Annotated in this window: 26 protein-coding genes; 24 read left to right on the top strand and 2 right to left on the bottom strand. The window is 65.5% G+C overall.

What is annotated here, in order from left to right; all coding sequences use genetic code 11:
* Nucleotides 1-65 precede the first annotated feature (65 nt).
* The 18 genes from rpsG (at nt 66) to VAR608DRAFT_RS16025 (ending at nt 14,315) form a co-directional block, all read left to right on the top strand.
* Nucleotides 66-539, top strand: coding sequence for a 30S ribosomal protein S7 (rpsG, locus tag VAR608DRAFT_RS16110; protein ID WP_088954967.1), 474 nt, complete (start codon nt 66-68; stop codon nt 537-539).
* Nucleotides 540-622: 83 nt separating this feature from the next.
* Nucleotides 623-2,725, top strand: coding sequence for an elongation factor G (gene fusA, locus VAR608DRAFT_RS16105; RefSeq protein ID WP_088954966.1), 2,103 nt, complete (start codon nt 623-625; stop codon nt 2,723-2,725).
* Nucleotides 2,726-2,892: 167 nt separating this feature from the next.
* The gene (gene tuf, locus VAR608DRAFT_RS16100) at nt 2,893-4,086 is read left to right on the top strand and encodes an elongation factor Tu (protein ID WP_088954965.1); all 1,194 of its coding nucleotides are present in this window, start codon (nt 2,893-2,895) and stop codon (nt 4,084-4,086) included.
* Nucleotides 4,087-4,110: 24 nt separating this feature from the next.
* Complete coding sequence (rpsJ, locus tag VAR608DRAFT_RS16095) at nt 4,111-4,425, top strand: 30S ribosomal protein S10 (protein WP_028250951.1); 315 nt, start codon at nt 4,111-4,113, stop codon at nt 4,423-4,425.
* Between the two features lie 128 nt (nt 4,426-4,553).
* Nucleotides 4,554-6,131 (top strand): carboxypeptidase-like regulatory domain-containing protein, encoded by a 1,578-nt coding sequence (locus tag VAR608DRAFT_RS16090; RefSeq protein WP_088958817.1) that lies wholly within the window; start codon nt 4,554-4,556, stop codon nt 6,129-6,131.
* On the top strand, nt 6,128-6,676 hold the full coding sequence (locus tag VAR608DRAFT_RS16085; RefSeq protein WP_157731003.1) for a hypothetical protein: 549 nt from the start codon (nt 6,128-6,130) through the stop codon (nt 6,674-6,676). Before VAR608DRAFT_RS16090 ends, VAR608DRAFT_RS16085 begins: the two co-directional genes overlap by 4 nt.
* A 190-nt stretch (nt 6,677-6,866) precedes the next feature.
* The gene (gene rplC / locus VAR608DRAFT_RS16080) at nt 6,867-7,547 is read left to right on the top strand and encodes a 50S ribosomal protein L3 (protein WP_088954963.1); all 681 of its coding nucleotides are present in this window, start codon (nt 6,867-6,869) and stop codon (nt 7,545-7,547) included.
* A complete protein-coding gene (rplD, locus tag VAR608DRAFT_RS16075; RefSeq protein ID WP_088954962.1) occupies nt 7,547-8,167 on the top strand; it encodes a 50S ribosomal protein L4 in 621 nt (206 codons plus the stop codon). Before rplC ends, rplD begins: the two co-directional genes overlap by 1 nt.
* A 5-nt stretch (nt 8,168-8,172) precedes the next feature.
* Nucleotides 8,173-8,499, top strand: coding sequence for a 50S ribosomal protein L23 (rplW, locus tag VAR608DRAFT_RS16070; protein ID WP_172843980.1), 327 nt, complete (start codon nt 8,173-8,175; stop codon nt 8,497-8,499).
* Between the two features lie 2 nt (nt 8,500-8,501).
* Nucleotides 8,502-9,326: a 50S ribosomal protein L2 gene (gene rplB, locus VAR608DRAFT_RS16065; RefSeq protein WP_088954960.1), complete on the top strand. Its 825-nt coding sequence runs from the start codon at nt 8,502-8,504 to the stop codon at nt 9,324-9,326.
* A gap of 10 nt (nt 9,327-9,336) precedes the next feature.
* Nucleotides 9,337-9,615: a 30S ribosomal protein S19 gene (gene rpsS / locus VAR608DRAFT_RS16060; RefSeq protein ID WP_068640579.1), complete on the top strand. Its 279-nt coding sequence runs from the start codon at nt 9,337-9,339 to the stop codon at nt 9,613-9,615.
* A gap of 9 nt (nt 9,616-9,624) precedes the next feature.
* Nucleotides 9,625-9,957 carry a 50S ribosomal protein L22 gene (rplV, locus tag VAR608DRAFT_RS16055; protein ID WP_019657678.1) on the top strand — a complete coding sequence of 111 codons (333 nt, stop codon included), beginning with the start codon at nt 9,625-9,627 and terminating at the stop codon, nt 9,955-9,957.
* A 16-nt stretch (nt 9,958-9,973) separates the two neighbouring features.
* Complete coding sequence (rpsC, locus tag VAR608DRAFT_RS16050) at nt 9,974-10,870, top strand: 30S ribosomal protein S3 (RefSeq protein ID WP_088954959.1); 897 nt, start codon at nt 9,974-9,976, stop codon at nt 10,868-10,870.
* Nucleotides 10,871-10,898: 28 nt separating this feature from the next.
* Nucleotides 10,899-11,315 (top strand): 50S ribosomal protein L16, encoded by a 417-nt coding sequence (rplP, locus tag VAR608DRAFT_RS16045; RefSeq protein WP_028250943.1) that lies wholly within the window; start codon nt 10,899-10,901, stop codon nt 11,313-11,315.
* A gap of 14 nt (nt 11,316-11,329) precedes the next feature.
* Nucleotides 11,330-11,575: a 50S ribosomal protein L29 gene (rpmC, locus tag VAR608DRAFT_RS16040; protein ID WP_088954958.1), complete on the top strand. Its 246-nt coding sequence runs from the start codon at nt 11,330-11,332 to the stop codon at nt 11,573-11,575.
* A gap of 9 nt (nt 11,576-11,584) precedes the next feature.
* Nucleotides 11,585-11,854: a 30S ribosomal protein S17 gene (gene rpsQ, locus VAR608DRAFT_RS16035; protein ID WP_088954957.1), complete on the top strand. Its 270-nt coding sequence runs from the start codon at nt 11,585-11,587 to the stop codon at nt 11,852-11,854.
* A 71-nt stretch (nt 11,855-11,925) separates the two neighbouring features.
* Complete coding sequence (locus tag VAR608DRAFT_RS16030; protein WP_088954956.1) at nt 11,926-12,432, top strand: peroxiredoxin; 507 nt, start codon at nt 11,926-11,928, stop codon at nt 12,430-12,432.
* Between the two features lie 143 nt (nt 12,433-12,575).
* A complete protein-coding gene (locus VAR608DRAFT_RS16025; RefSeq protein ID WP_088954955.1) occupies nt 12,576-14,315 on the top strand; it encodes an IS1634 family transposase in 1,740 nt (579 codons plus the stop codon).
* A 71-nt stretch (nt 14,316-14,386) separates the two neighbouring features.
* Here VAR608DRAFT_RS16025 and VAR608DRAFT_RS16020 read toward each other — a convergent pair whose 3' ends face one another.
* Together VAR608DRAFT_RS16020 and VAR608DRAFT_RS16015 are read right to left on the bottom strand one after the other, a co-directional pair.
* Nucleotides 14,387-14,968 carry a GNAT family N-acetyltransferase gene (locus tag VAR608DRAFT_RS16020; protein WP_088954954.1) on the bottom strand — a complete coding sequence of 194 codons (582 nt, stop codon included), beginning with the start codon at nt 14,966-14,968 and terminating at the stop codon, nt 14,387-14,389.
* Between the two features lie 327 nt (nt 14,969-15,295).
* Nucleotides 15,296-15,793, bottom strand: a complete 498-nt coding sequence (locus VAR608DRAFT_RS16015) for a TlpA disulfide reductase family protein (protein ID WP_088954953.1) — start codon at nt 15,791-15,793, stop codon at nt 15,296-15,298.
* Between the two features lie 98 nt (nt 15,794-15,891).
* Between VAR608DRAFT_RS16015 and VAR608DRAFT_RS16010 the strand changes: the two genes are divergently transcribed.
* From VAR608DRAFT_RS16010 to VAR608DRAFT_RS15985, 6 genes are all read left to right on the top strand, one after another.
* Complete coding sequence (locus tag VAR608DRAFT_RS16010; RefSeq protein ID WP_088954952.1) at nt 15,892-16,419, top strand: hypothetical protein; 528 nt, start codon at nt 15,892-15,894, stop codon at nt 16,417-16,419.
* Nucleotides 16,420-16,498: 79 nt separating this feature from the next.
* Nucleotides 16,499-16,954: a PTS sugar transporter subunit IIA gene (locus VAR608DRAFT_RS16005; RefSeq protein WP_088954951.1), complete on the top strand. Its 456-nt coding sequence runs from the start codon at nt 16,499-16,501 to the stop codon at nt 16,952-16,954.
* Nucleotides 16,923-17,192, top strand: coding sequence for an HPr family phosphocarrier protein (locus tag VAR608DRAFT_RS16000; protein WP_088954950.1), 270 nt, complete (start codon nt 16,923-16,925; stop codon nt 17,190-17,192). Before VAR608DRAFT_RS16005 ends, VAR608DRAFT_RS16000 begins: the two co-directional genes overlap by 32 nt.
* 28 nt (nt 17,193-17,220) lie before the next feature.
* A complete protein-coding gene (ptsP, locus tag VAR608DRAFT_RS15995; RefSeq protein WP_088954949.1) occupies nt 17,221-19,029 on the top strand; it encodes a phosphoenolpyruvate--protein phosphotransferase in 1,809 nt (602 codons plus the stop codon).
* A 130-nt stretch (nt 19,030-19,159) separates the two neighbouring features.
* Nucleotides 19,160-19,624, top strand: coding sequence for a Spy/CpxP family protein refolding chaperone (locus VAR608DRAFT_RS15990; protein ID WP_088954948.1), 465 nt, complete (start codon nt 19,160-19,162; stop codon nt 19,622-19,624).
* Complete coding sequence (locus VAR608DRAFT_RS15985) at nt 19,621-20,097, top strand: DUF4260 domain-containing protein (RefSeq protein WP_088954947.1); 477 nt, start codon at nt 19,621-19,623, stop codon at nt 20,095-20,097. Before VAR608DRAFT_RS15990 ends, VAR608DRAFT_RS15985 begins: the two co-directional genes overlap by 4 nt.
* Nucleotides 20,098-20,112 lie beyond the last annotated feature (15 nt).

Raw genomic sequence — 20,112 nt, 5'->3', positions numbered from 1 at the left:
GAGAGTTCTTTGTTGGCTCTCGCGGTGCCGGCAACGGCGCCAACTGAAGCAAAGAGGTTTTAAAAATGCCACGTCGTCGCGAAGTCCCCAAACGTGAAATCCTGCCGGATCCCAAGTACGGCAATGTCGAGCTGTCGAAGTTCATGAACGTGATCATGGAAGGCGGCAAGAAGGCGGTTGCAGAGCGCATCATCTACGGCGCCCTCGACCAGATCGAAAAGAAGAACCCGGGCAAGGACCCGGTGGAAGCCTTCACGATCGCCATCAACAACGTCAAGCCGATGGTCGAAGTGAAGTCGCGCCGCGTCGGTGGTGCGAACTACCAGGTGCCGGTCGAAGTGCGCCCGGTTCGCCGCCTGGCGCTGTCGATGCGCTGGATCAAGGAAGCCGCCCGCAAGCGCGGCGAGAAGTCGATGGCCCTGCGCCTGGCCAACGAGATCATGGAAGCCACGGAAGGCCGTGGCGGTGCCATGAAGAAGCGTGACGAAGTGCACCGCATGGCCGAGGCCAACAAGGCGTTCAGTCACTTCCGCTTCTAAGAATCGTCACATAAGTCAGACAGGCTGGAAGCCCGACCCGCTGAATTGGTGGGCGGGCTTTCATCCGTTAACGGAGTAATTTCATGTCACGCAAGACCCCCATCGAGCGCTACCGCAACATCGGTATTTCGGCGCACATCGACGCCGGCAAGACCACCACGACCGAGCGCATCCTTTTCTACACCGGCGTCACCCACAAGCTGGGCGAAGTGCACGATGGTGCGGCGACCACCGACTGGATGGAGCAGGAGCAAGAGCGTGGCATCACGATCACGTCCGCAGCCGTGACCTGCTTCTGGAAGGGCATGGACCGCTCCTTCCCCGAGCACCGTATCAACATCATCGACACCCCCGGGCACGTGGACTTCACCATCGAGGTGGAGCGCTCGATGCGCGTGCTCGACGGCGCCGTGATGGTGTATGACTCGGTCGGCGGCGTTCAGCCCCAGTCCGAAACCGTCTGGCGCCAGGCCAACAAGTACAAGGTGCCGCGCCTGGCGTTCGTGAACAAGATGGACCGCATCGGCGCCAACTTCTTCCGCGTGCGCCAGATGATGGTCGACCGCCTGCGTGCGAACCCCGTTCCGATCGTGATTCCGATCGGCGCCGAGGACAAGTTCCAGGGCGTCGTGGACCTGCGCAAGATGAAGGCGATCATCTGGGATGAGGCTTCGCAGGGCATGAAGTTCGAGTTCAAGGAGATTCCGGCCGAGCTCCTGGAGCAAGCCAAGGAATGGCGCGAGAAGATGGTCGAAAGCGCGGCCGAGGCTTCCGAGGAGCTCATGAACAAGTACCTCGAAGAGGGCGACCTCACCGAGGACGAGATCACGCTCGGCTTGCGTACCCGCACGATCGCCGGCGAAATCCAGCCGATGCTGTGCGGCAGCGCGTTCAAGAACAAGGGCGTGCAGCGCATGCTCGACGCCGTGATCGAACTCATGCCGTCGCCGCTGGACATTCCGCCCGTCGGCGGAACGGACGAGGACGAGAAGGAAGTGAACCGCAAGCCGGACGACGGCGAGAAGTTCTCCGCCCTGGCGTTCAAGCTGATGACCGACCCCTATGTCGGCCAGTTGACCTTCGTGCGTGTGTATTCGGGCGTTCTGGCCAAGGGCGACACCGTCTACAACCCGGTCAAGGGCAAGAAGGAGCGCATCGGCCGTATCGTGCAGATGCACGCGAACGAGCGTCTCGAGATCGAAGAAATCCGCGCCGGCGACATCGCTGCCTGCGTGGGCCTGAAGGACGTCACCACGGGCGAAACCCTGTGCGATCCGGATTCCGTCATCACCCTCGAGCGCATGGAGTTCCCCGAGCCCGTGATCTCGCAGGCCGTCGAGCCCAAGACCAAGGCCGACCAGGAAAAGATGGGCATTGCGCTGCAGCGCCTGGCCTCGGAAGATCCGTCGTTCCGCGTGCGTTCCGACGAAGAATCCGGCCAGACCATCATCTCCGGCATGGGCGAGCTGCACCTCGAAATCATCGTCGACCGCATGAAGCGCGAGTTCGGCGTCGAGGCCAACGTCGGCAAGCCGCAGGTGGCCTACCGCGAAACCATCCGCAAGACGGTTGAAGATGCCGAAGGCAAGTTCGTGCGCCAGTCGGGCGGCAAGGGCCAGTACGGCCACGTCGTGCTCAAGCTCGAGCCGAACGAAGCCGGCAAGGGCTTCGAGTTCGTCGACGCGATCAAGGGCGGCGTGGTGCCGCGCGAGTACATCCCCGCGGTCGAGAAGGGTGTCATCGAAGCACTGACTCAGGGCGTGCTCGCCAACTATCCGGTGGTCGACGTCAAGGTCACGCTGCACTTCGGTTCGTACCACGACGTGGACTCGAACGAAATGGCGTTCAAGATGGCTGCGATCTTCGGCTTCAAGGAAGGCGCCCGCAAGGCCAACCCCGTGATCCTCGAGCCGATGATGGCCGTGGAAGTCGAGACGCCCGAAGACTACGCCGGCAACGTGATGGGCGACCTGTCCTCGCGTCGCGGCATGGTGCAGGGCATGGACGACATGGTCGGTGGCGGCAAGGTCATCAGGGCCGAGGTTCCGCTGTCGGAAATGTTCGGCTACTCCACGACGCTGCGCTCGATGTCGCAAGGACGTGCCACGTACACGATGGAGTTCAAGCACTACGCTGAAGCGCCTCGCAACGTCGCAGAAGCGATCGTCGCCGCTCGCACCAAGTAAGTAACAGGCAGCGCAGCTGCCTCACAAGGACAAGGCGGCGCAGCTGCCTTGTTTCCATCCAGTTGCATTCTGCGACCGTGTGCCCCTCGTTGTCCGTGGCGAGGGATCCAGCAACACGGTGCAGACGTTAAACCCCACACGGACTCTGCTCTTTCAAGGATTGAAAAATGGCAAAAGGAAAATTCACCCGCACGAAGCCGCACGTGAACGTGGGCACGATTGGTCACGTTGACCATGGCAAGACGACTCTGACGGCGGCGATCGCGACCGTGCTGTCGAGCAAGTTCGGCGGCGAAGCCAAGGCCTACGACCAGATCGACGCGGCGCCCGAAGAAAAGGCGCGTGGCATCACGATCAACACCGCGCACGTCGAGTACGAGACGGCCAACCGCCACTACGCGCACGTGGACTGCCCCGGCCACGCCGACTATGTGAAGAACATGATCACCGGCGCTGCCCAGATGGACGGCGCGATCCTGGTGTGCTCGGCCGCTGACGGCCCGATGCCCCAGACCCGCGAGCACATCCTGCTGGCCCGCCAGGTGGGTGTGGGCTACATCATCGTCTACCTGAACAAGTGCGACATGGTGGACGACAAGGAACTGCTCGAGCTGGTCGAGATGGAAGTTCGCGAACTGCTCGACAAGTACGAGTTCCCGGGCGATGCCACCCCGATCATCCACGGCTCGGCCAAGCTGGCGCTGGAAGGCGACAAGGGCGAGCTGGGCGAAGGCTCGATCATGAAGCTGGCCGAGGCGCTGGACACCTACATCCCCACGCCCGAGCGCGCGGTGGACGGCACGTTCCTGATGCCGGTGGAAGACGTGTTCTCGATCTCGGGTCGCGGCACGGTGGTGACCGGCGCTGTGGAGCGCGGCATCATCAAGGTCGGCGATGAAATCGAGATCGTCGGTATCCGTCCGACCCAGAAGACCACCTGCACGGGCGTGGAAATGTTCCGCAAGCTGCTGGACCAGGGCCAGGCTGGCGACAACGTGGGCGTGCTGCTGCGCGGCACCAAGCGCGAAGAAGTCGAGCGCGGCCAGGTGCTGTGCAAGCCCGGTTCGATCAAGCCGCACACGCACTTCACCGCCGAGGTGTACGTGCTGAGCAAGGACGAGGGCGGCCGCCACACGCCGTTCTTCAACAACTATCGCCCGCAGTTCTACTTCCGCACGACGGACGTGACCGGCTCGATCGAGTTGCCCAAGGACAAGGAAATGGTCATGCCCGGCGACAACGTGTCCATCACGGTGAAGCTGATCAACCCGATCGCCATGGAAGAAGGCCTGCGCTTCGCGATCCGCGAAGGCGGCCGCACCGTCGGCTCGGGCGTCGTGGCCAAGATCCTCGACATCTGATTCGAACGCTAGCAAGGAATCAACATGGCCACCAAGCAAAAAATCCGCATCCGCCTGAAGGCGTTCGACTACAAGCTGATCGACCAGTCGGCTGCCGAGATCGTGGACACCGCCAAGCGCACCGGCGCCATCGTCAAGGGTCCGGTGCCGCTGCCGACCCGCATGAAGCGCTTCGACATCCTGCGCTCGCCGCACGTCAACAAGACCAGCCGCGACCAGTTCGAGATCCGCACGCACCAGCGTCTGATGGACATCGTCGATCCGACGGACAAGACGGTGGACGCGCTCATGAAGCTCGACCTGCCGGCCGGCGTGGACGTCGAGATCAAGCTCCAGTAAGCTTCTTCGACTATCTTGAAAGCCCGCGCGCAGCAATGCGCGCGGGCTTTTTCGTATCGGTGGCGAAGGTGTGGCATCCTAGGGGGCCTGGAGTCGCGACCATTGGCATGGCGATCAGAGAGGCGCAGATGAAACGTATCGGGGTGAGACATGTGTTGGCGACGACGGCCTTGGCGCTTCTGGCCGCCTGTGGCGGCGGCGGAGGAGGGGGCAGCAACCTGGCCGCCCTGGCGACGGTGGGAATCCCCGGTGCGACCACCGTCACGCTGAGCGGCGTCGTGACCTATGACTCCGTTCCGAATCCCTCCGGCGCGCTCGTGTACGCGGCCACCACCCAGAAGCCGGTGCGCGGCGCGGTGGTCGAAATCCTGAACAGCGCCTCGTCCGTCATCGCGACGACCGGCACGGATGCGAATGGCGCATACTCGGTTTCGCTGCCTTCGAGCACTGCCGTCGTCGTTCGGGTCAAGGCCCAGATGTCGCAGGGCGGCACCGGCCCGACGTGGGACGTGACGGTGCGCGACAACACGCAGTCGAATGCGATCTACGCGATGGAATCGCCGTCGTTTTCGACCGGCACCGCAGCGCTCACGCGCAACGTGAACGCGCCCTCCGGCTGGACCGGCGCCAGCTACGGCGCCACCCGCGTGGCCGCACCCTTCGCGGTCCTCGACACGATCTACTCGACCCAGGCCAAGGTGCTGTCGGTCGCGCCCGGCACGGCATTCCCATCCCTGCGCGTGTTCTGGAGCGTCAACAACCTGCCCGCCAGCGGCGATCCGACCCAGGGGCAGATCGGGACGACGTTCTTCGGCAGCGACAGCGCGGGTCGCGTCATCTACGTGCTCGGCAAGGAGAACGTCGATACCGACGAATACGATGCCACGGTCGTCGCCCACGAATGGGGCCACTACTACCAGTCGGCGTTCAGCCGCGACGATTCCCCGGGTGGCAGCCACGCGTTGAGCGATCTCGTGGACCGCCGCGTCGCGTTCTCCGAGGGCTGGGGCAACGCCTGGTCGGGCATCGCGCTCGGCCGCAGCAACTACACGGACTCCGCCGGAGCGGGCCAGGCCCAGGGTGCCAACCTCGACCTGACGGTCGGGCCCGGCTCCAACCCGGGGTGGTACCGCGAAGCCTCCATTCACTCCATCCTGTGGAACCTCAACAATCAGGTCGGCTTCAAGCCCATCCACGACACCCTGACCGGATCGTTCAAGAGCGGACTGCCGGTGACTTCGATCCATCCCTTCACGGCCGCGTTCAACGCTGCTGCGCCGGGCAGCTCGTCGGCGCTGGCCGGATTGCTTGCCGGGCAGAACATCAGCACGGCGCCCAACGATCCCTTCGGCGTTTCCGAGACGAACAACGGAACGGTGTCGCAGGCCCTGCCGATGTACGTCAACGGCCTGAGCCCGGCCTGCGTCACGAACAAGGCAGGGTCCGGCAACAAGCTCGGCAGCTATGTCTATCTCCGCTTCAGCGTCGCCACGGCCGGAAGCCACCAGATCTCGGTCAGCGGTCCGACGTCCCCGGCCTCGGATCCCGATTGGGTCGTCTACAACGGCGGCCAGATCGCGGCATCGGACGGATTCGGCACGAGCGAGACCGCGACGGTCGGCCTGCCGGCCGGCGAGAGCATCCTGGTCATCAACGACTTCAACAATTCCTCGGCAAACACATGTTTCAGCGTGACCATCAATTGAAGCCATCCCTCGTCGCGACGAGGTTCGGCATGGCGGCCGCGGCGCTGTCCGTGCTGGCGATGCTGGTGCCCGCATGCGCGAGCGCCGACGGTGTCGCCAAGTCGTCGCCTGCCAGGAGCCAGGCCGGCGCGCCGCCGATGAAATCGGCGCCCATGAAGTCCAGCGGATCCGGGGTGGCGGTCCAGTACCGCGTCGACGGGACCCCCGAGGTCGGCACGACCGTCCGGGTCGTGCTGAGCTTCGACGGCGTCACCGATCCCGCCGGCGCTGCGCTGCGCTTCACCACCGAAGGCGGGCTGGCGATGGGTGCGACGACGCCGGCGGCCGTCACGCTGCCCTCGGGGCAGGCCACGACGATCACGGTCGAGGTCGTGCCTTCCGCGCAGGGCATCGCCTACCTCCACGTCTTCACGACGCAGAACGGCGCGACCAGCGCAACCTCGATCCCGGTGCAGGTCGGCAAGGCGCCGGCCGCGCTGCCCGCGACCGGCGAGCTCAAGCAGGATGCGGCCGGCGAGAAGATCCGGTCGATGCAGGTGAAGTAGCCTCCTCCAGCCAAAAAGGTCGGGAGTTGCGCGCGGCGGGTCCCGCGGGCTATAATCTCCGGCTCTGCCCAACTTGCGCCTTGGCATGCTGCATGCCGCCTGCGTTGAGCGGGGCTTTATCAACCTTCTTTCGCATACCAAACGCTGTCGCCAATTGAAGTGGCAGCGGCGGAAGTTTTGGAGAAAACCAATGAGTCTGAGCAATTCCCTCGGGTTGCTGGGCCGCAAGGTGGGGATGATGCGTCTCTTCACCGATGACGGGGACGCAGTTCCCGTCACGGTGGTGGACGTGTCCAACAACCGCGTGACCCAGATCAAATCCCAAGAGAACGATGGCTACGTCGCACTTCAAGTGACGTTCGGTTCGCGCAAGGCATCGCGCGTGACCAAGCCCGAAGCCGGCCACCTCGCCAAGGCGGGCGTCGAAGCTGGCGAAATCATCCGCGAATTCCGCGTGACCGCCGATGCCGCTGCCCAGCACAAGGCGGGTGGCGCGATCGCCGTCGGCAGCGTCTTCGCCGTGGGCCAGAAGGTCGACGTGCAAGGCACCTCGATCGGCAAGGGCTACGCCGGCACGATCAAGCGCCACAACATGGGTTCGCAGCGCGCCTCGCACGGTAACAGCCGTTCGCACAACGTTCCTGGCTCCATCGGTATGGCGCAGGACCCCGGCCGCGTGTTCCCGGGCAAGCGCATGACGGGCCACCTGGGCGACGTCACCGTCACGACCCAGAACCTCGATGTGATCCGTATCGATGAAGCGCGTCAGTTGCTCCTGATCAAGGGTGCGATTCCGGGCTCGAAGGGTGGCTTTGTCACCGTGCGTCCGGCCATCAAGGCCAAGCCGCAAGCCGCTGAAGGAGCCAAGTAATGGAACTCGAACTCCTGAATGAGCAGGGCCAGGCGGCGTCGAAGTTCGACGCGCCCGAGACCGTGTTCGGCCGTGACTACAACGAAGACCTGGTTCACCAGATCGTCGTTGCCTACCAGGCCAATGCACGCCAAGGCACGCGCGCCCAGAAGGACCGCGAGCAGGTCAAGCACTCGACCAAGAAGCCTTTCAAGCAAAAGGGAACGGGCCGCGCCCGTGCCGGTATGACTTCCTCGCCGCTGTGGCGCGGGGGTGGCCGCATCTTCCCGAACATGCCTGACGAAAACTTCACGCAGAAGATCAACAAGAAGATGTACCGCGCCGGCATGGCCTCCATCTTCTCGCAGCTCGCTCGCGAAGGCCGTCTGGCTGTGGTCGATTCGATCAAGGTCGATTCGCCCAAGACCAAGGCGCTGGCCGCCAAGTTCAAGGCGATGAATCTCGAGTCCGTGCTCGTGATCGCCGAGGAAGTCGACGAGAACCTGTATCTGGCATCGCGCAACCTGGTGAACGTGCTCGTCGTCGAGCCGCGTTACGCCGACCCGGTTTCGCTGGTCCACTACAAGAAGGTGCTGGTCACCAAGGGTGCCGTCGACAAGCTCAAGGAGATGTTCGCATGAGCCGCATGAACCCTACCCCCCAGCAGCGTCAGTTCGACGAAGGTCGCCTGATGAACGTGCTGGTCGCCCCGATCGTGTCCGAGAAGGCCACGATGGTCGGCGAAAAGTCGAACGCAGTCACCTTCAAGGTGCTGCAGGATGCCACCAAGCCCGAGATCAAGGCGGCCGTTGAACTGATGTTCAAGGTCGAAGTCCAGGGCGTGTCGGTGCTCAACACCAAGGGCAAGACCAAGCGCTTCGGCAAGTCCGTCGGCCGCCGCGACAACGTTCGCAAGGCCTATGTGACGCTGAAGGCCGGTCAAGAGCTCAACCTCGTCGGGGAAGGCGCTTAATCATGGCCGTCATCAAGCAGAAACCCACTTCGCCGGGTCAACGCGGTGCAGTGAAGATTTCGCGCGACCACCTGTACAAGGGTGCAGCGCACGCGCCTCTGCTGGAATCGCAATTCCAGAAGGCCGGCCGCAACAACAACGGTCACATCACGACCCGTCACAAGGGCGGTGGCCACAAGCACCACTACCGCGTGGTGGACTTCGTGCGCAACAAGGACGGCATCCCGGCCAAGGTCGAACGCATCGAGTACGACCCGAACCGCACCGCCCACATCGCCCTCGTTTGCTATGCAGACGGCGAGCGTCGCTACATCATCGCCCCGCGCGGCCTGGAAGCCGGCGCAACGCTGCTGAGCGGTTCGGAAGCCCCGATCCGCGCCGGCAACACGCTGCCGATCCGCAACATCCCCGTGGGTTCGACGATCCACTGCATCGAGCTGCAGCCCGGCAAGGGCGCGCAGATCGCCCGCTCGGCCGGTACCTCGGCCACGCTGCTGGCCCGTGAAGGCGTCTACGCCCAGGTCCGCATGCGTTCGGGCGAAGTCCGCCGCGTGCACGTCGAGTGCCGCGCGACCATCGGTGAAGTCGCCAACGAAGAGCACAGCCTGCGCCAGCTCGGCAAGGCCGGTGTGAAGCGCTGGATGGGTATCCGCCCGACCGTTCGCGGCGTGGTGATGAACCCGATCGATCACCCGCACGGTGGTGGCGAAGGCCGCACTGGTGAAGGCCGTCATCCGGTTGACCCATGGGGCAACCTGACCAAGGGTTATCGCACCCGCAACAACAAGCGCACGCAGGTCTTCATCGTGTCGCGTCGCAAGAAGTAAGGGATAGCAAATGACTCGCTCTCTCAAGAAGGGTCCGTTCGTCGACCACCACCTGCTGGCGAAGGCCGACAAGGCCGTGACGACCAAGGACAAGAAGCCGATCAAGACCTGGTCGCGTCGCTCGATGGTCCTGCCCGAGTTCATCGGCCTGACCATTGCCGTGCACAACGGCAAGCAGCACGTGCCTGTGTACATCACCGACCAGATGGTCGGCCACAAGCTCGGCGAATTTGCGCTCACGCGCACGTTCAAGGGCCACCCCGCGGACAAGAAAGTCCAGAAGAAGTAAGGAACGACCATGTCTGAAACACGTGCAGTCCTCCGCGGCGTCCGCCTTTCGGTCGATAAGGGCCGTCTGGTCGCCGACCTGATCCGCGGCAAGAAGGTCGATCAAGCCCTCAACATCCTGCAATTCACGCAGAAGAAGGCCGCTGTGATCGTGAAGAAGGTGCTCGAGTCGGCCATCGCCAACGCCGAGCACAACGACGGTGCCGACATCGACGAACTGAAGGTCAAGACCATCTACGTCGAGCAAGGCGCCACGCTCAAGCGCTTCACCGCGCGCGCCAAGGGTCGCGGCAATCGCATCAGCAAGCCCACGTGCCATGTGTACGTGACGGTTGGCAACTAACAGGCCTGGAAGAAACATGGGACAGAAAATCCACCCAACCGGCTTCCGCCTCGCGGTCAGCCGTAACTGGTCCAGCCGCTGGTACGCAAGCAACCGCGACTTCGCCGGCATGCTGGCCGAAGACATCAAGGTGCGCGAGTACCTGAAGAAGAAGCTCAAGAACGCGTCCGTGTCGCGCGTGCTGATCGAGCGCCCCGCCAAGAACGCACGCATCACGATCTACTCGGCACGTCCGGGCGTCGTGATCGGCAAGAAGGGCGAGGACATCGAAAACCTCAAGCGCGAGCTGGGCAAGCAGCTCGGCGTTCCGGTCGCGGTCAACATCGAAGAAGTGCGCAAGCCCGAAATCGATGCGCAGCTGATCGCCGACAGCATCACGCAGCAGCTCGAGAAGCGGATCATGTTCCGCCGCGCCATGAAGCGTGCGATGCAGAACGCCATGCGTCTGGGTGCCCAGGGCATCAAGATCATGTCGGCCGGTCGTCTGAACGGCATCGAAATCGCCCGTACCGAGTGGTACCGCGAAGGTCGCGTGCCGCTCCACACGCTGCGCGCCGACATCGACTACGGCACCTCGGAAGCCAAGACCACCTACGGCGTCATCGGCGTCAAGGTCTGGGTCTACAAGGGCGACACGCTGGGTCGCAACGACCTGCCGGTCGTCGAGACGCCGCGTCCCGAAGAAGAGCGCCGTCCGCGTGGCCCGCGCCGCGATGGCCGCCCCGGTGGCGACCGTCCCGGTTCCGACCGCCGCGGTCCCCGCGGTGCCCGTGGTCCGGTCGGCGGCAACGCCGCTCCGGCCGATGGCAGCGACAAGCCGGCAGAAGCCGGTGGTGCAGACTCGAAACCCGCCGTTAAGCGCGTCCGCAAAGCCGCGCCCGCTGCAGCAGCGGACGGTGCCAAGACCGAGTGATCGGTCTTAGAACTACGGAGTAACAAACATGCTGCAACCTGCACGCAGAAAGTTCCGCAAGGAACAAAAGGGCCGCAACACCGGCATCGCGACCCGCGGCAACGCGGTGTCGTTCGGTGACTTCGGCCTGAAGTCGATCGACCGCGGCCGCCTGACGGCGCGCCAGATCGAAGCCGCACGTCGCGCGATCTCGCGCCACGTCAAGCGCGGTGGCCGTATCTGGATTCGCGTGTTCCCCGACAAGCCGATCTCCCACAAGCCCGCAGAAGTGCGGATGGGTAACGGCAAGGGCAACCCCGAGTACTACGTCGCCGAAATCCAGCCCGGCAAGGTGATCTACGAGATCGTCGGCGTTCCCGAAGAACTCGCTCGCGAGGCCTTCCGTCTGGCCGCTGCCAAGCTCCCGCTGCGCACGACCTTCGTCGCACGCCAGCTCGGCGCCTGATCGAGGAGAACACCATGGCAATTCGTAAGAAGAAGGACGCCGCGGCAAACGCCAAGACGTCGAAGGCTGCCGAGCTGCGCAACAAGGACGTTGCCGGCCTGCAAGCCGAAATCAAGGATCTGCAGAAGGCCCACTTCGGCCTGCGCATGCAGAAGGCCACGCAACAACTGTCGAACACCGCTACGCTGCGCGTCACCCGCCGTGACATCGCGCGTGCGAAGACCATTCTTGCGCAGAAGCAGCAAGAAGCCGCCAAGTAAGGAGTGACCATGACGGAAGCTAAAAAGTCCCTCAAGCGCACCTTGATCGGCAAGGTGGTCAGCGACAAGCGCGCGAAGACCGTGACCGTTCTGGTCGAGCGTCGCGTGAAGCACGAGCTCTACGGCAAGATCGTCGCCAAGACGAGCAAGTACCACGCCCATGACGAAAAGGGCGAGTACAAGCTCGGCGACATCATCGAGATCACGGAAAGCCGTCCGATCTCGAAGTCGAAGAACTGGGTTGTGACCCGCCTGGTCGAGAAGGCCGCCCTGGTCTGATCCCGGCGAAGCAGCCAACGCAAAAGCGGCCCACAATGTGGGCCGTTTTTCTTTTTTGAGGAGCATTTCAGATGATCAAAGTTGGCGACACCCTTCCCTCGGCAACGCTGCAGGAGTATTCGGAGGTTGAAGGCGAGGGCTGCAGCATCGGCCCGAATGCTGTCGACGTGGCCAAGGCGACCGCCGGCAAGACCATTGCGCTGTTCGCGCTGCCGGGCGCGTTCACGCCCACCTGCTCCGCCAAGCACGTCCCGGGCTACGTGCAGCATTTCGACGATTTCAAGGCCGCCGGCGTGGACGAGATCTGGTGCGTCAGCGTCAACGACGCCTTCGTCATGGGCGCGTGGGCCCGCGACCAGAAGACCTCCGGCAAGGTTCGCATGCTGGCCGACGGCAGCGCAGCCTTCGCGAATGCCACCGGCCTGACGCTGGACCTGACCGCGCGCGGCATGGGCATCCGCAGCAACCGCTATTCGATGCTCGTGAAGGACGGCAAGGTGGCTTCGCTGAACGTCGAGGCGCCCGGCAAGTTCGAGGTCAGCGACGCCGACACCCTGCTCGCTCAGGCCAAGGGCTGAGCTAAACCGAACTTTGAGCACATGAAGTAGCCGGAGCCCAAGCGTGGCGCGGGTTTCGGCTATTTTTGTGTGCAAATATGTAGCCATGTAAATTGATATTTTTGTACTTGAATTTCCTCGATTCGTGATCCATACATGAAGCCATGTACATCGAGGCCGTCCCCAACCGCGACTCACCCCCCGCGATCCTGTTGCGCGAGTCCTATCGCGAAGACGGCAAGGTGCGCAAGCGCACGCTGGCCAATCTGTCGAGCCTGAGTGCGGAGGTCATAGAGGGCTTGAAGGTGTTGCTGCGCGGGGGCGTGGCCGTGCCCGACGCGCAGGAGGTCTTCAGCATCGAGCGCAGCCTGCCCCACGGCCATGTGGCCGCCGTGCTGGCGGCCGCGCGCCAATGCGACGCGCCGGCCTGGTTTGCCAGTGCGCCCGAGGACCTGCGCGCACTGTTGCTGGCCATGCTCGTGGCGCGCGTGCTCACGCCCGGCTCCAAGCTCGCGACGCATCGCATGTTGCACGACGACACCGCCACCCACTCGCTGGGCCGCGTGCTGGGCGTGGGCCAGTGCAGCGCCGATGATCTGTACCGTGCGCTGGACTGGCTGCACGGCGCGCAGCCGGCGATCGAGCGACGACTGGCGCGCAAGCATCTGGCCGGCAGCACGTTGGTGCTGTACGACCTCACCTCGACCTGGCTGACGGGGCGTTGCTGCGAGCTGGCCGCGCGCGGCCACTCGCGCGACGGCAAGCGCGACGATCCACAGATCGTGTTCGGGCTGGTCTGCGCCGCCGATGGTTGCCCGATCGCCGTCGAAGTGTTCGCCGGCAACACGGGCGACCCGGCCACGGTGGCCGAGCAGGTGGCCAAGCTCAAGCAGCGCTTTGGCATCGAACGCATCACGTGGGTGGGCGATCGCGGGATGCTGACCTCGGCACGCATCGAGCAGGTGCTCAAGCCGCAGGGCATGGACTGGATCAGCAGTCTGCGCGCGCCGCAAATCGCGCAGCTGGCCGCCGAGCTCGGGCCCTTCCAGCCGTCGCTGTTCGATGAGCGCAATCTCATCGAAGTCAGCAGCGAGCACTTTCCCGGCGAGCGGCTCGTGGTGTGCCGCAACCCGCTTCTGGCGGCCGAGCGCTCACGCAAGCGCGCCGAGTTGCTGGCGGCCACCGAGGCCGATCTGGGCAAGATCACCGCGGCCACGCAGCGTGCGCGCCAGCCGCTGCGCGGCGAGCAGGCCATCGCGTTGCGCGTGGGGCGCCTCATCGACCGCTTCAACGTGGCCAAGCACTTCGAGCTCACGATCACCGAGACGACCTTCGCATTCCGGCGCAAGGCCGACTCGATCGCAGCCGAGACCGCGCTGGACGGGCTGTACGTGATCCGCACCAGCTTGAGCGCCAAGCAGCTTGATGCCACCTCGGCGGTGGCCGCCTACAAGAGCCTGGCCCAGGTGGAGCGCGCGTTCCGCTCGATGAAGACGGTGGACCTGCATGTGCGGCCGGTCTTCCACTACAACACCGAGCGTGTTCGCGCGCATGTCTTCCTGTGCATGCTTGCCTACTACGTCGAATGGCACCTGCGCGAGCGCCTGAAGCCCATGCTGTTCGACGATGAGTTCCTCGAGCAGGCCCAAGGCCAGCGGGCTTCTCCGGTCGCCAAGGCGGTGCGCTCCGAGCACGCCCGCGACAAGGACACATCGAAGCACGCCAGCGACGGATTGCCGCTGCACAGCCTGCGCACGCTGCTGCAGGACCTGGCCACGCTCGCCTACAACATCACCCACACGAGCCTGAATCCGAACGCCAAGATCGTCATCACCACGCGGCCCACGCCGCTGCAGGACAAGGCCTTCAAGCTGCTCGCCGTCAATCCCGCCTGTACCCAGTAAGCCCACCCAGCCTCGCTGAACAAACTCAGCAGGATCAAGGGGTTGCGCTCATTCGCAGCTCAAAGTTCGGGCTAAAGCTCCACCTTGAGGTAGTGCGACCCCGGAATCGGGTTGTGGTAGTAGGGGGGCACTTCGACGAAGCCCAGGTCTTCGTAGAGTGCCCTCGCCGATTCCATGTCGTCGAGCGTGTCCAGCAGCACGCACGCATAGCCGGCGCCGCGCGCGGCATCCAGGATGGCTTCGGCCAACTGCCGCCCGAGTCCCACCCCGCGAAATTCGGGCCGCACATAGAGGCGCTTCATTTCCGCGGCGTTGGGATAGTCGGCTGAATCCAGCGGGCGCAGCGCACAGCAGCCCGCGACATGGGCAAGACCCCCCTGGGCGCGCTGCAAGGGCTCGGCCTTCACCAGCACGGCCGTATCCGTGGTGCTGACCAGGGCCAGCAACAGCGCGCCGCGCGGCTCGGCGTATTCGCCCGGCAGGGCCGCGAGCTCTTCATCGAAATGCTGGAAACAGAGATCGATGTCCAGCGAGGCCGCGTAGTCGCGGAAGATGGCGCGGACAGCGTCGAGCTCGTGCGCCTCGTCGGGCGTGAGCAGCACGATCTCGGGCATGCCCGCCAGCGGGAGCGGACGCGACGTCGAATGGCTCATAGGCGCAGCGACGCTCCCGGATGGCGTCGCGCGCGCTCGAGGGAGGCGGTCATGGGTGGCGGTGGGCGCATGGCTCTCGGGAAGCGCAGATTAGCAAACTTCGGCGGCGGGCCGTCCTGCGGGTTGTCTCTAGTCCCGCCCGCGGCACCGTGCCCCACGACGCCTCCGCGAGAGGGATTCGCGATGAAACGTCTTGTCACACATGCGGTGAAGCTGCATGGGCCCGTGGGCAAGACCTGCAAGGCGTGCCACGACGACTTTCGTAACCGCTGAAAAAAAAGCGCTGCCTCGGGCAGCGCCTTGCTTGCGTGGGCCGCCAGGCCCGGTTCAGGCCTCGGCGAGCAGCTTCTCGATCAGCTTGTGCAGTTCGGCGAAGTCCGGCTCGCCGACGTAGCGCTTCACGATCTCGCCGCGCTTGTTGACCACGTAGGTGGTCGGCGTGAGCTTCACGTCGCCCCAGGCCTGGGCCACCGCGCCGGTGTTGTCGATCGCCACCTTGAACGGGAGCTTGCGCGTCTCGGCGAAATTGACGACATAGGCCGGCGGGTCGTAGCTCATCGCGACGGCCAGGGTGTCGTAGCCCTGGTTCTTGTACTTGTCGTAGGTTGCGATCACCTTGGGCATCTCCCCGACGCAGGTGACGCAGCTCGTTGCCCAGAAATTGACCAGCGTCACCTTGCCCTTCAGGTCCTCGGTGGTTTTCTTGGTGCCGTCGAGCAGCACGAAGGTCGAGGCCGGCGCCGCGGAAGCGCCGGTGCCGAGGTAGACGCCCGCGCCGACAGCCAGGGCAAGGCCCAGAAGGGCGGCGGGAATGAGTTTCTTCATGGTGGGCGGATAGGGTGTCCAGACGCGATTTTAGTTCCGCTTGCCGTCATGTGCAGCCCGGCCGTGCGCCGGCCGGCGGGTTCGATAATGACCGCTCCATGTCATTTGCCTACCGCCTGGCCCGCGCCGTGCTCGCCGCCGCGACGGCCGTTCTCGCCGCCTGCAGCCCCACCTTCAACTGGCGTGAAGTGCCCATCGGCGACGCGGGCGTGATCGCACTGCTCCCGTGCAAACCCGAGCGCGCCACGCGCGATCTGCCGCTCGGCAGCACGTCGATCCCGGTCGACATGGCCGGCTGCAAGGCCGGGGGCGCGACCTTTGCGGTCGCGCACGCCCGGGCGGAGAGCGCCGAGCAGGCCGAGCTCTGGCTGCGCGCCTGGCACGCGGCCACGCGGGGCCAGCTGGCCGGCGTGCCCGTGGTCGAGTCGCCGGCGGTCCTCGCCCGGGCCGCGTCCTCGCCCGCGCCGGCGCGCCTCGACACGCAGGGGGCGGAAGCGGCCCACGTGCTGTGGTTTGCCCATCGCCGACCGGACGGCAGCGCGTCGATCTACCAGGCCACCGTCTCGGGTGCGCCGTCATCGGCGGACGCCGTGGCGACGTTCTTTGAAGGGTTCCGCATCCCGTGAGCGCGAAAAATCAAGCCCTGCGAGCGCAGTTCCTTTCCTGGATGCCCCCGCATAATCGACAGGCAGCAGATCGACCCGCATGAACAGCATCTTCATCATCGCCCACGTGCCGCTCGCGAATGCGCTGCGGCAATGCGCGCTGCATGTGTTTCCCGATTGCGAGTCGTCGATCGCGGCGCTCGACGTGCTGCCCAATGTCTCGCCGGACGAAACCCTCGCGGCCGCGCGCATCACGCTGGCGCAGCTCCAGCGGACGCCGCGCTCGCAGGTGCTCGTGCTGGCCGACGTGTTCGGCGCGACGCCCTGCAACGTGGCCCAGAAGCTCGTCGACGGCGTCCGTTCGCGGCTCGTGGCGGGCGTCAACCTGCCCATGCTGCTGCGCGCCGTGAGCTACCGCAACGAGCCGCTCGATACGCTGGTGCAGCGCGCGCTCACCGGCGGCACCGCCGGCGTGATGCAGGTCGCGGTGACCGCACCCCAGAACCAGGCAAGAAGAAAGCACAGTGATCAAGACATCCGTGACCATCAGCAATAAGCTGGGCCTGCATGCGCGCGCCTCGGCCAAACTCACCAAGCTCGCGGGGGGCTATCCCTGCGACGTCTGGCTCTCGCGCGGCGAGCGCCGCGTGAATGCCAAGAGCATCATGGGCGTGATGATGCTGGCCGCCGGCCTCGGCGTGACGGTGGAGGTCGAGACCCAGGGCGATCAGGAGCAGGAGGCCCTGGACGCCATCGTTGCGCTCATGAACGACAAGTTCGGCGAAGGAGAGTGATGACTCGGCGGGGCGGTGAGGTGCTGACATGACATTCGCTATCCACGGTCTTCCGGTCGCCCGTGGCATTGCCATCGGGCGTGCGGTGCTCGTGGTGTCGAGCCGCATCGACGTCGCGCACTACTTCATCAAGCCCGAGGAGATCGAATCCGAGATCGACCGCGTGCGCGTCGCCCGCAACGGCGTGACCGAAGAACTGCAGAAGCTGCAGGCCAGCGTCGCGCTCATGGGGCCCAACGACGCGCCGCACGAACTCTCCGCGCTGCTCGACGTGCACCTGATGCTGCTGCAGGACGAGGTGCTCACCACCGGCGTCAAGCACTGGATCGTCGAGCGCCTCTACAACGCCGAATGGGCGCTCACCACCCAGCTCGAAATCGTCGCCCGCCAGTTCGACGAGATGGAGGACGAGTACCTGCGCGAGCGCAAGGCCGACCTGGAGCAGGTGGTCGAGCGGCTGCTGCACCGCATGAAGGGCACCGCCGCGGTCCTCGCGCCGCCGCCTCCGCCGCGGCGCAAGCGGGCCGCCGCCGAGAACGACGACGTGGACCATGCCGATCCCACCGCCGGCGAGGCCTTCGATGCGCCGCTGGTGCTGATCGCGCACGACCTGTCGCCGGCCGACATGCTGCAGTTCAAGAAGAGCGTGTTCGCCGGCTTCGTGACCGACGTCGGCGGCCGCACCTCGCACACCGCGATCGTCGCGCGCAGCATGGACATCCCTGCCGTGGTCGGCGCGCGCAGCGTGAGCCAGCTCGTGCGGCAGGACGACTGGGTCATCATCGACGGCGATGCCGGCGTGGTGATCGTCGATCCGTCGCCGATCATCCTGGCCGAATACGGCTTCAAGCAGCGCCAGGGCGACCTCGAACGCGGGCGGCTGTCGCGGCTGCGGCACAAGCCGGCTGTCACGCTCGACGGCCAGCGCGTCGAGCTGCTCGCCAACATCGAGATGCCCGAGGACACGCTGGGCGCCGTCAAGGCGGGCGCGGTCGGCGTCGGCCTGTTCCGCAGCGAATTCCTCTTCATGGGGCGCGAGTCGCAGCGCAAGACGCGCCTGCCCGACGAGGAGGAGCAGTACGGGGCCTACCGGCGCGCGATCGACGGCATGCAGGGCATGCCGGTCACGATCCGCACCATCGACGTCGGGGCGGACAAGCCGCTCGACGGCAAGTCGGTGCGCGACGACGCCCATCTGAACCCCGCGCTCGGCCTGCGCGCGATCCGCTGGAGCCTGGCCGATCCGGCGATGTTCCTCACGCAGCTGCGCGCCATCCTCCGCGCCGCGGCGCACGGCGAGATCCACCTCTTGATCCCGATGCTGGCGCACGTGAGCGAGATCCGGCAGACGCTGTCGCTCATCGACTTCGCACGCGCCGAACTCGACAACCGCGGCGTCGCCTATGGCCACGTGAAGGTCGGCGCGATGATCGAGATCCCGGCGGCCGCACTCACGCTGCGCACCTTCCTCAAGTACTTCGACTTCCTCTCGATCGGCACCAACGACCTGATCCAGTACACGCTTGCGATCGACCGTGCCGACGAATCGGTGGCGCACCTCTACGACCCCGCGCACCCCGCGGTGCTCAGGCTGGTGGCCGACACCATTGCCGAGTGCCGCCGCCAGGGCAAGGGCGTGAGCGTCTGCGGCGAAATGGCCGGCGACGTGATGTTCACCCGCCTGCTGCTCGGGCTGGGCCTGCGCAGCTTCTCGATGCATCCCTCGCAGATCCTGGCGGTCAAGCAGGAGGTGCTGCGCGCCGACGTCAGCAAGCTCGAAGCCTGGGCGCGCGAAGTCGTCGAGGCCGAGGATCCCGCGGCCGCGCTGGCCCGGTAGATCGGCGCCGAAGCGCCGCGCCGCAATAAAACGAAACACAGCGAAACCGCCGCGAAAGGACTTCGCGGCCGCTCGCCGCGAGCATGGAGTCTTCCGATCGATCCCCGATCGCAACGCAAGGAAGATGCTCATGAATCCCTGGTTCAAACGATCCCTCTTCGGCCTCGCCGGTGCGGCGCTGGTCGCCGGCAGCCTCACCGGTTGCGGTGCCTATCGCCACGGCGGCTGGCACAACGCCTCCGAGCAGGACCGCGCCGAATTCCGCGCACGCATGGTCGAGCGCGTGAGCAGCAAGCTCGAACTCGACGCCGCGCAGAAAGCCAAGCTCGTGACCCTGAGCGAGAAGATCCAGGCCCAGCGCGCGGCACTGCGCGGCGGCGGCGATCCGCGTGCCGAGTTCCGTGCCCTGTTTGCCGGCGACAAGCTCGACCAGGAGCGTGCGAAGAAACTGGTCGAGGACAAGACCGCCGCCATCCAGGCCGGCAGCCCCGAGGTGATCGCCGCGGCGGCCGACTTCTTCGACAGCCTCAATCCGACGCAGCAGCAGAAGGTCCGTGACTTCATGGACCGCGCCCGACGCTGGGGCCGGGGATGAGCTACGTCTCGCACTCATCGGGCGTGCCGCGCGCCGGGAACTGGCCGGCGGCGTGGACGACCCGCCGGCAGGCGGCCGATGCCGCTGCAGAGGGCGCGGTCTCCGGCGGCGTCCGCACGGTGCTGCGCCTCGAAGGCCTCGTCGTGCTGCTCGCCTCGGTCGCCGGCTACGGGCAGTTCGGTGCAGGTTGGGGCGCATTCGCCACGCTGTTCCTCGTGCCCGACCTCTCGGTCCTCGGCTACCTGGCAGGGCCGCGCACCGGCGCGGCGATCTACAACCTCGCGCACGCGTACGCCCTGCCGGTGGCGCTGCTCGCGCTCGGCGCCGTGGCCGGTCTGCCGGTCGCGCTCGCGGTCGGCCTGATCTGGTGCGCGCACATCGGCTTCGACCGCATGCTGGGCCTGGGACTGAAATACGGCTCGGGCTTCGCGGCCACGCACCTCGGGCGCATCGGGCCGGCCGATCCCTGGTGAACGCGACCGGCGTAT

Source organism: Variovorax sp. HW608 (genome assembly GCF_900090195.1).
Taxonomy (GTDB): Bacteria; Pseudomonadota; Gammaproteobacteria; order Burkholderiales; family Burkholderiaceae_C; genus Variovorax.
Note: the sequence above shows the minus strand (reverse complement) of the source record. Positions and strands in the feature narration are given on the sequence as shown.

Coding starts and splice junctions, on each gene's coding strand:
- rpsG (WP_088954967.1), top strand. CDS start 66: ATGCCACGTCGTCGCGAAGTCCCCAAACGTGAAATCCTGCCGGATCCC.
- fusA (WP_088954966.1), top strand. CDS start 623: ATGTCACGCAAGACCCCCATCGAGCGCTACCGCAACATCGGTATTTCG.
- tuf (WP_088954965.1), top strand. CDS start 2,893: ATGGCAAAAGGAAAATTCACCCGCACGAAGCCGCACGTGAACGTGGGC.
- rpsJ (WP_028250951.1), top strand. CDS start 4,111: ATGGCCACCAAGCAAAAAATCCGCATCCGCCTGAAGGCGTTCGACTAC.
- VAR608DRAFT_RS16090 (WP_088958817.1), top strand. CDS start 4,554: ATGAAACGTATCGGGGTGAGACATGTGTTGGCGACGACGGCCTTGGCG.
- rplC (WP_088954963.1), top strand. CDS start 6,867: ATGAGTCTGAGCAATTCCCTCGGGTTGCTGGGCCGCAAGGTGGGGATG.
- rplD (WP_088954962.1), top strand. CDS start 7,547: ATGGAACTCGAACTCCTGAATGAGCAGGGCCAGGCGGCGTCGAAGTTC.
- rplW (WP_172843980.1), top strand. CDS start 8,173: ATGAACCCTACCCCCCAGCAGCGTCAGTTCGACGAAGGTCGCCTGATG.
- rplB (WP_088954960.1), top strand. CDS start 8,502: ATGGCCGTCATCAAGCAGAAACCCACTTCGCCGGGTCAACGCGGTGCA.
- rpsS (WP_068640579.1), top strand. CDS start 9,337: ATGACTCGCTCTCTCAAGAAGGGTCCGTTCGTCGACCACCACCTGCTG.
- rplV (WP_019657678.1), top strand. CDS start 9,625: ATGTCTGAAACACGTGCAGTCCTCCGCGGCGTCCGCCTTTCGGTCGAT.
- rpsC (WP_088954959.1), top strand. CDS start 9,974: ATGGGACAGAAAATCCACCCAACCGGCTTCCGCCTCGCGGTCAGCCGT.
- rplP (WP_028250943.1), top strand. CDS start 10,899: ATGCTGCAACCTGCACGCAGAAAGTTCCGCAAGGAACAAAAGGGCCGC.
- rpmC (WP_088954958.1), top strand. CDS start 11,330: ATGGCAATTCGTAAGAAGAAGGACGCCGCGGCAAACGCCAAGACGTCG.
- rpsQ (WP_088954957.1), top strand. CDS start 11,585: ATGACGGAAGCTAAAAAGTCCCTCAAGCGCACCTTGATCGGCAAGGTG.
- VAR608DRAFT_RS16030 (WP_088954956.1), top strand. CDS start 11,926: ATGATCAAAGTTGGCGACACCCTTCCCTCGGCAACGCTGCAGGAGTAT.
- VAR608DRAFT_RS16025 (WP_088954955.1), top strand. CDS start 12,576: ATGTACATCGAGGCCGTCCCCAACCGCGACTCACCCCCCGCGATCCTG.
- VAR608DRAFT_RS16020 (WP_088954954.1), bottom strand. CDS start 14,968: ATGAGCCATTCGACGTCGCGTCCGCTCCCGCTGGCGGGCATGCCCGAG.
- VAR608DRAFT_RS16015 (WP_088954953.1), bottom strand. CDS start 15,793: ATGAAGAAACTCATTCCCGCCGCCCTTCTGGGCCTTGCCCTGGCTGTC.
- VAR608DRAFT_RS16010 (WP_088954952.1), top strand. CDS start 15,892: ATGTCATTTGCCTACCGCCTGGCCCGCGCCGTGCTCGCCGCCGCGACG.
- VAR608DRAFT_RS16005 (WP_088954951.1), top strand. CDS start 16,499: ATGAACAGCATCTTCATCATCGCCCACGTGCCGCTCGCGAATGCGCTG.
- ptsP (WP_088954949.1), top strand. CDS start 17,221: ATGACATTCGCTATCCACGGTCTTCCGGTCGCCCGTGGCATTGCCATC.
- VAR608DRAFT_RS15990 (WP_088954948.1), top strand. CDS start 19,160: ATGAATCCCTGGTTCAAACGATCCCTCTTCGGCCTCGCCGGTGCGGCG.
- VAR608DRAFT_RS15985 (WP_088954947.1), top strand. CDS start 19,621: ATGAGCTACGTCTCGCACTCATCGGGCGTGCCGCGCGCCGGGAACTGG.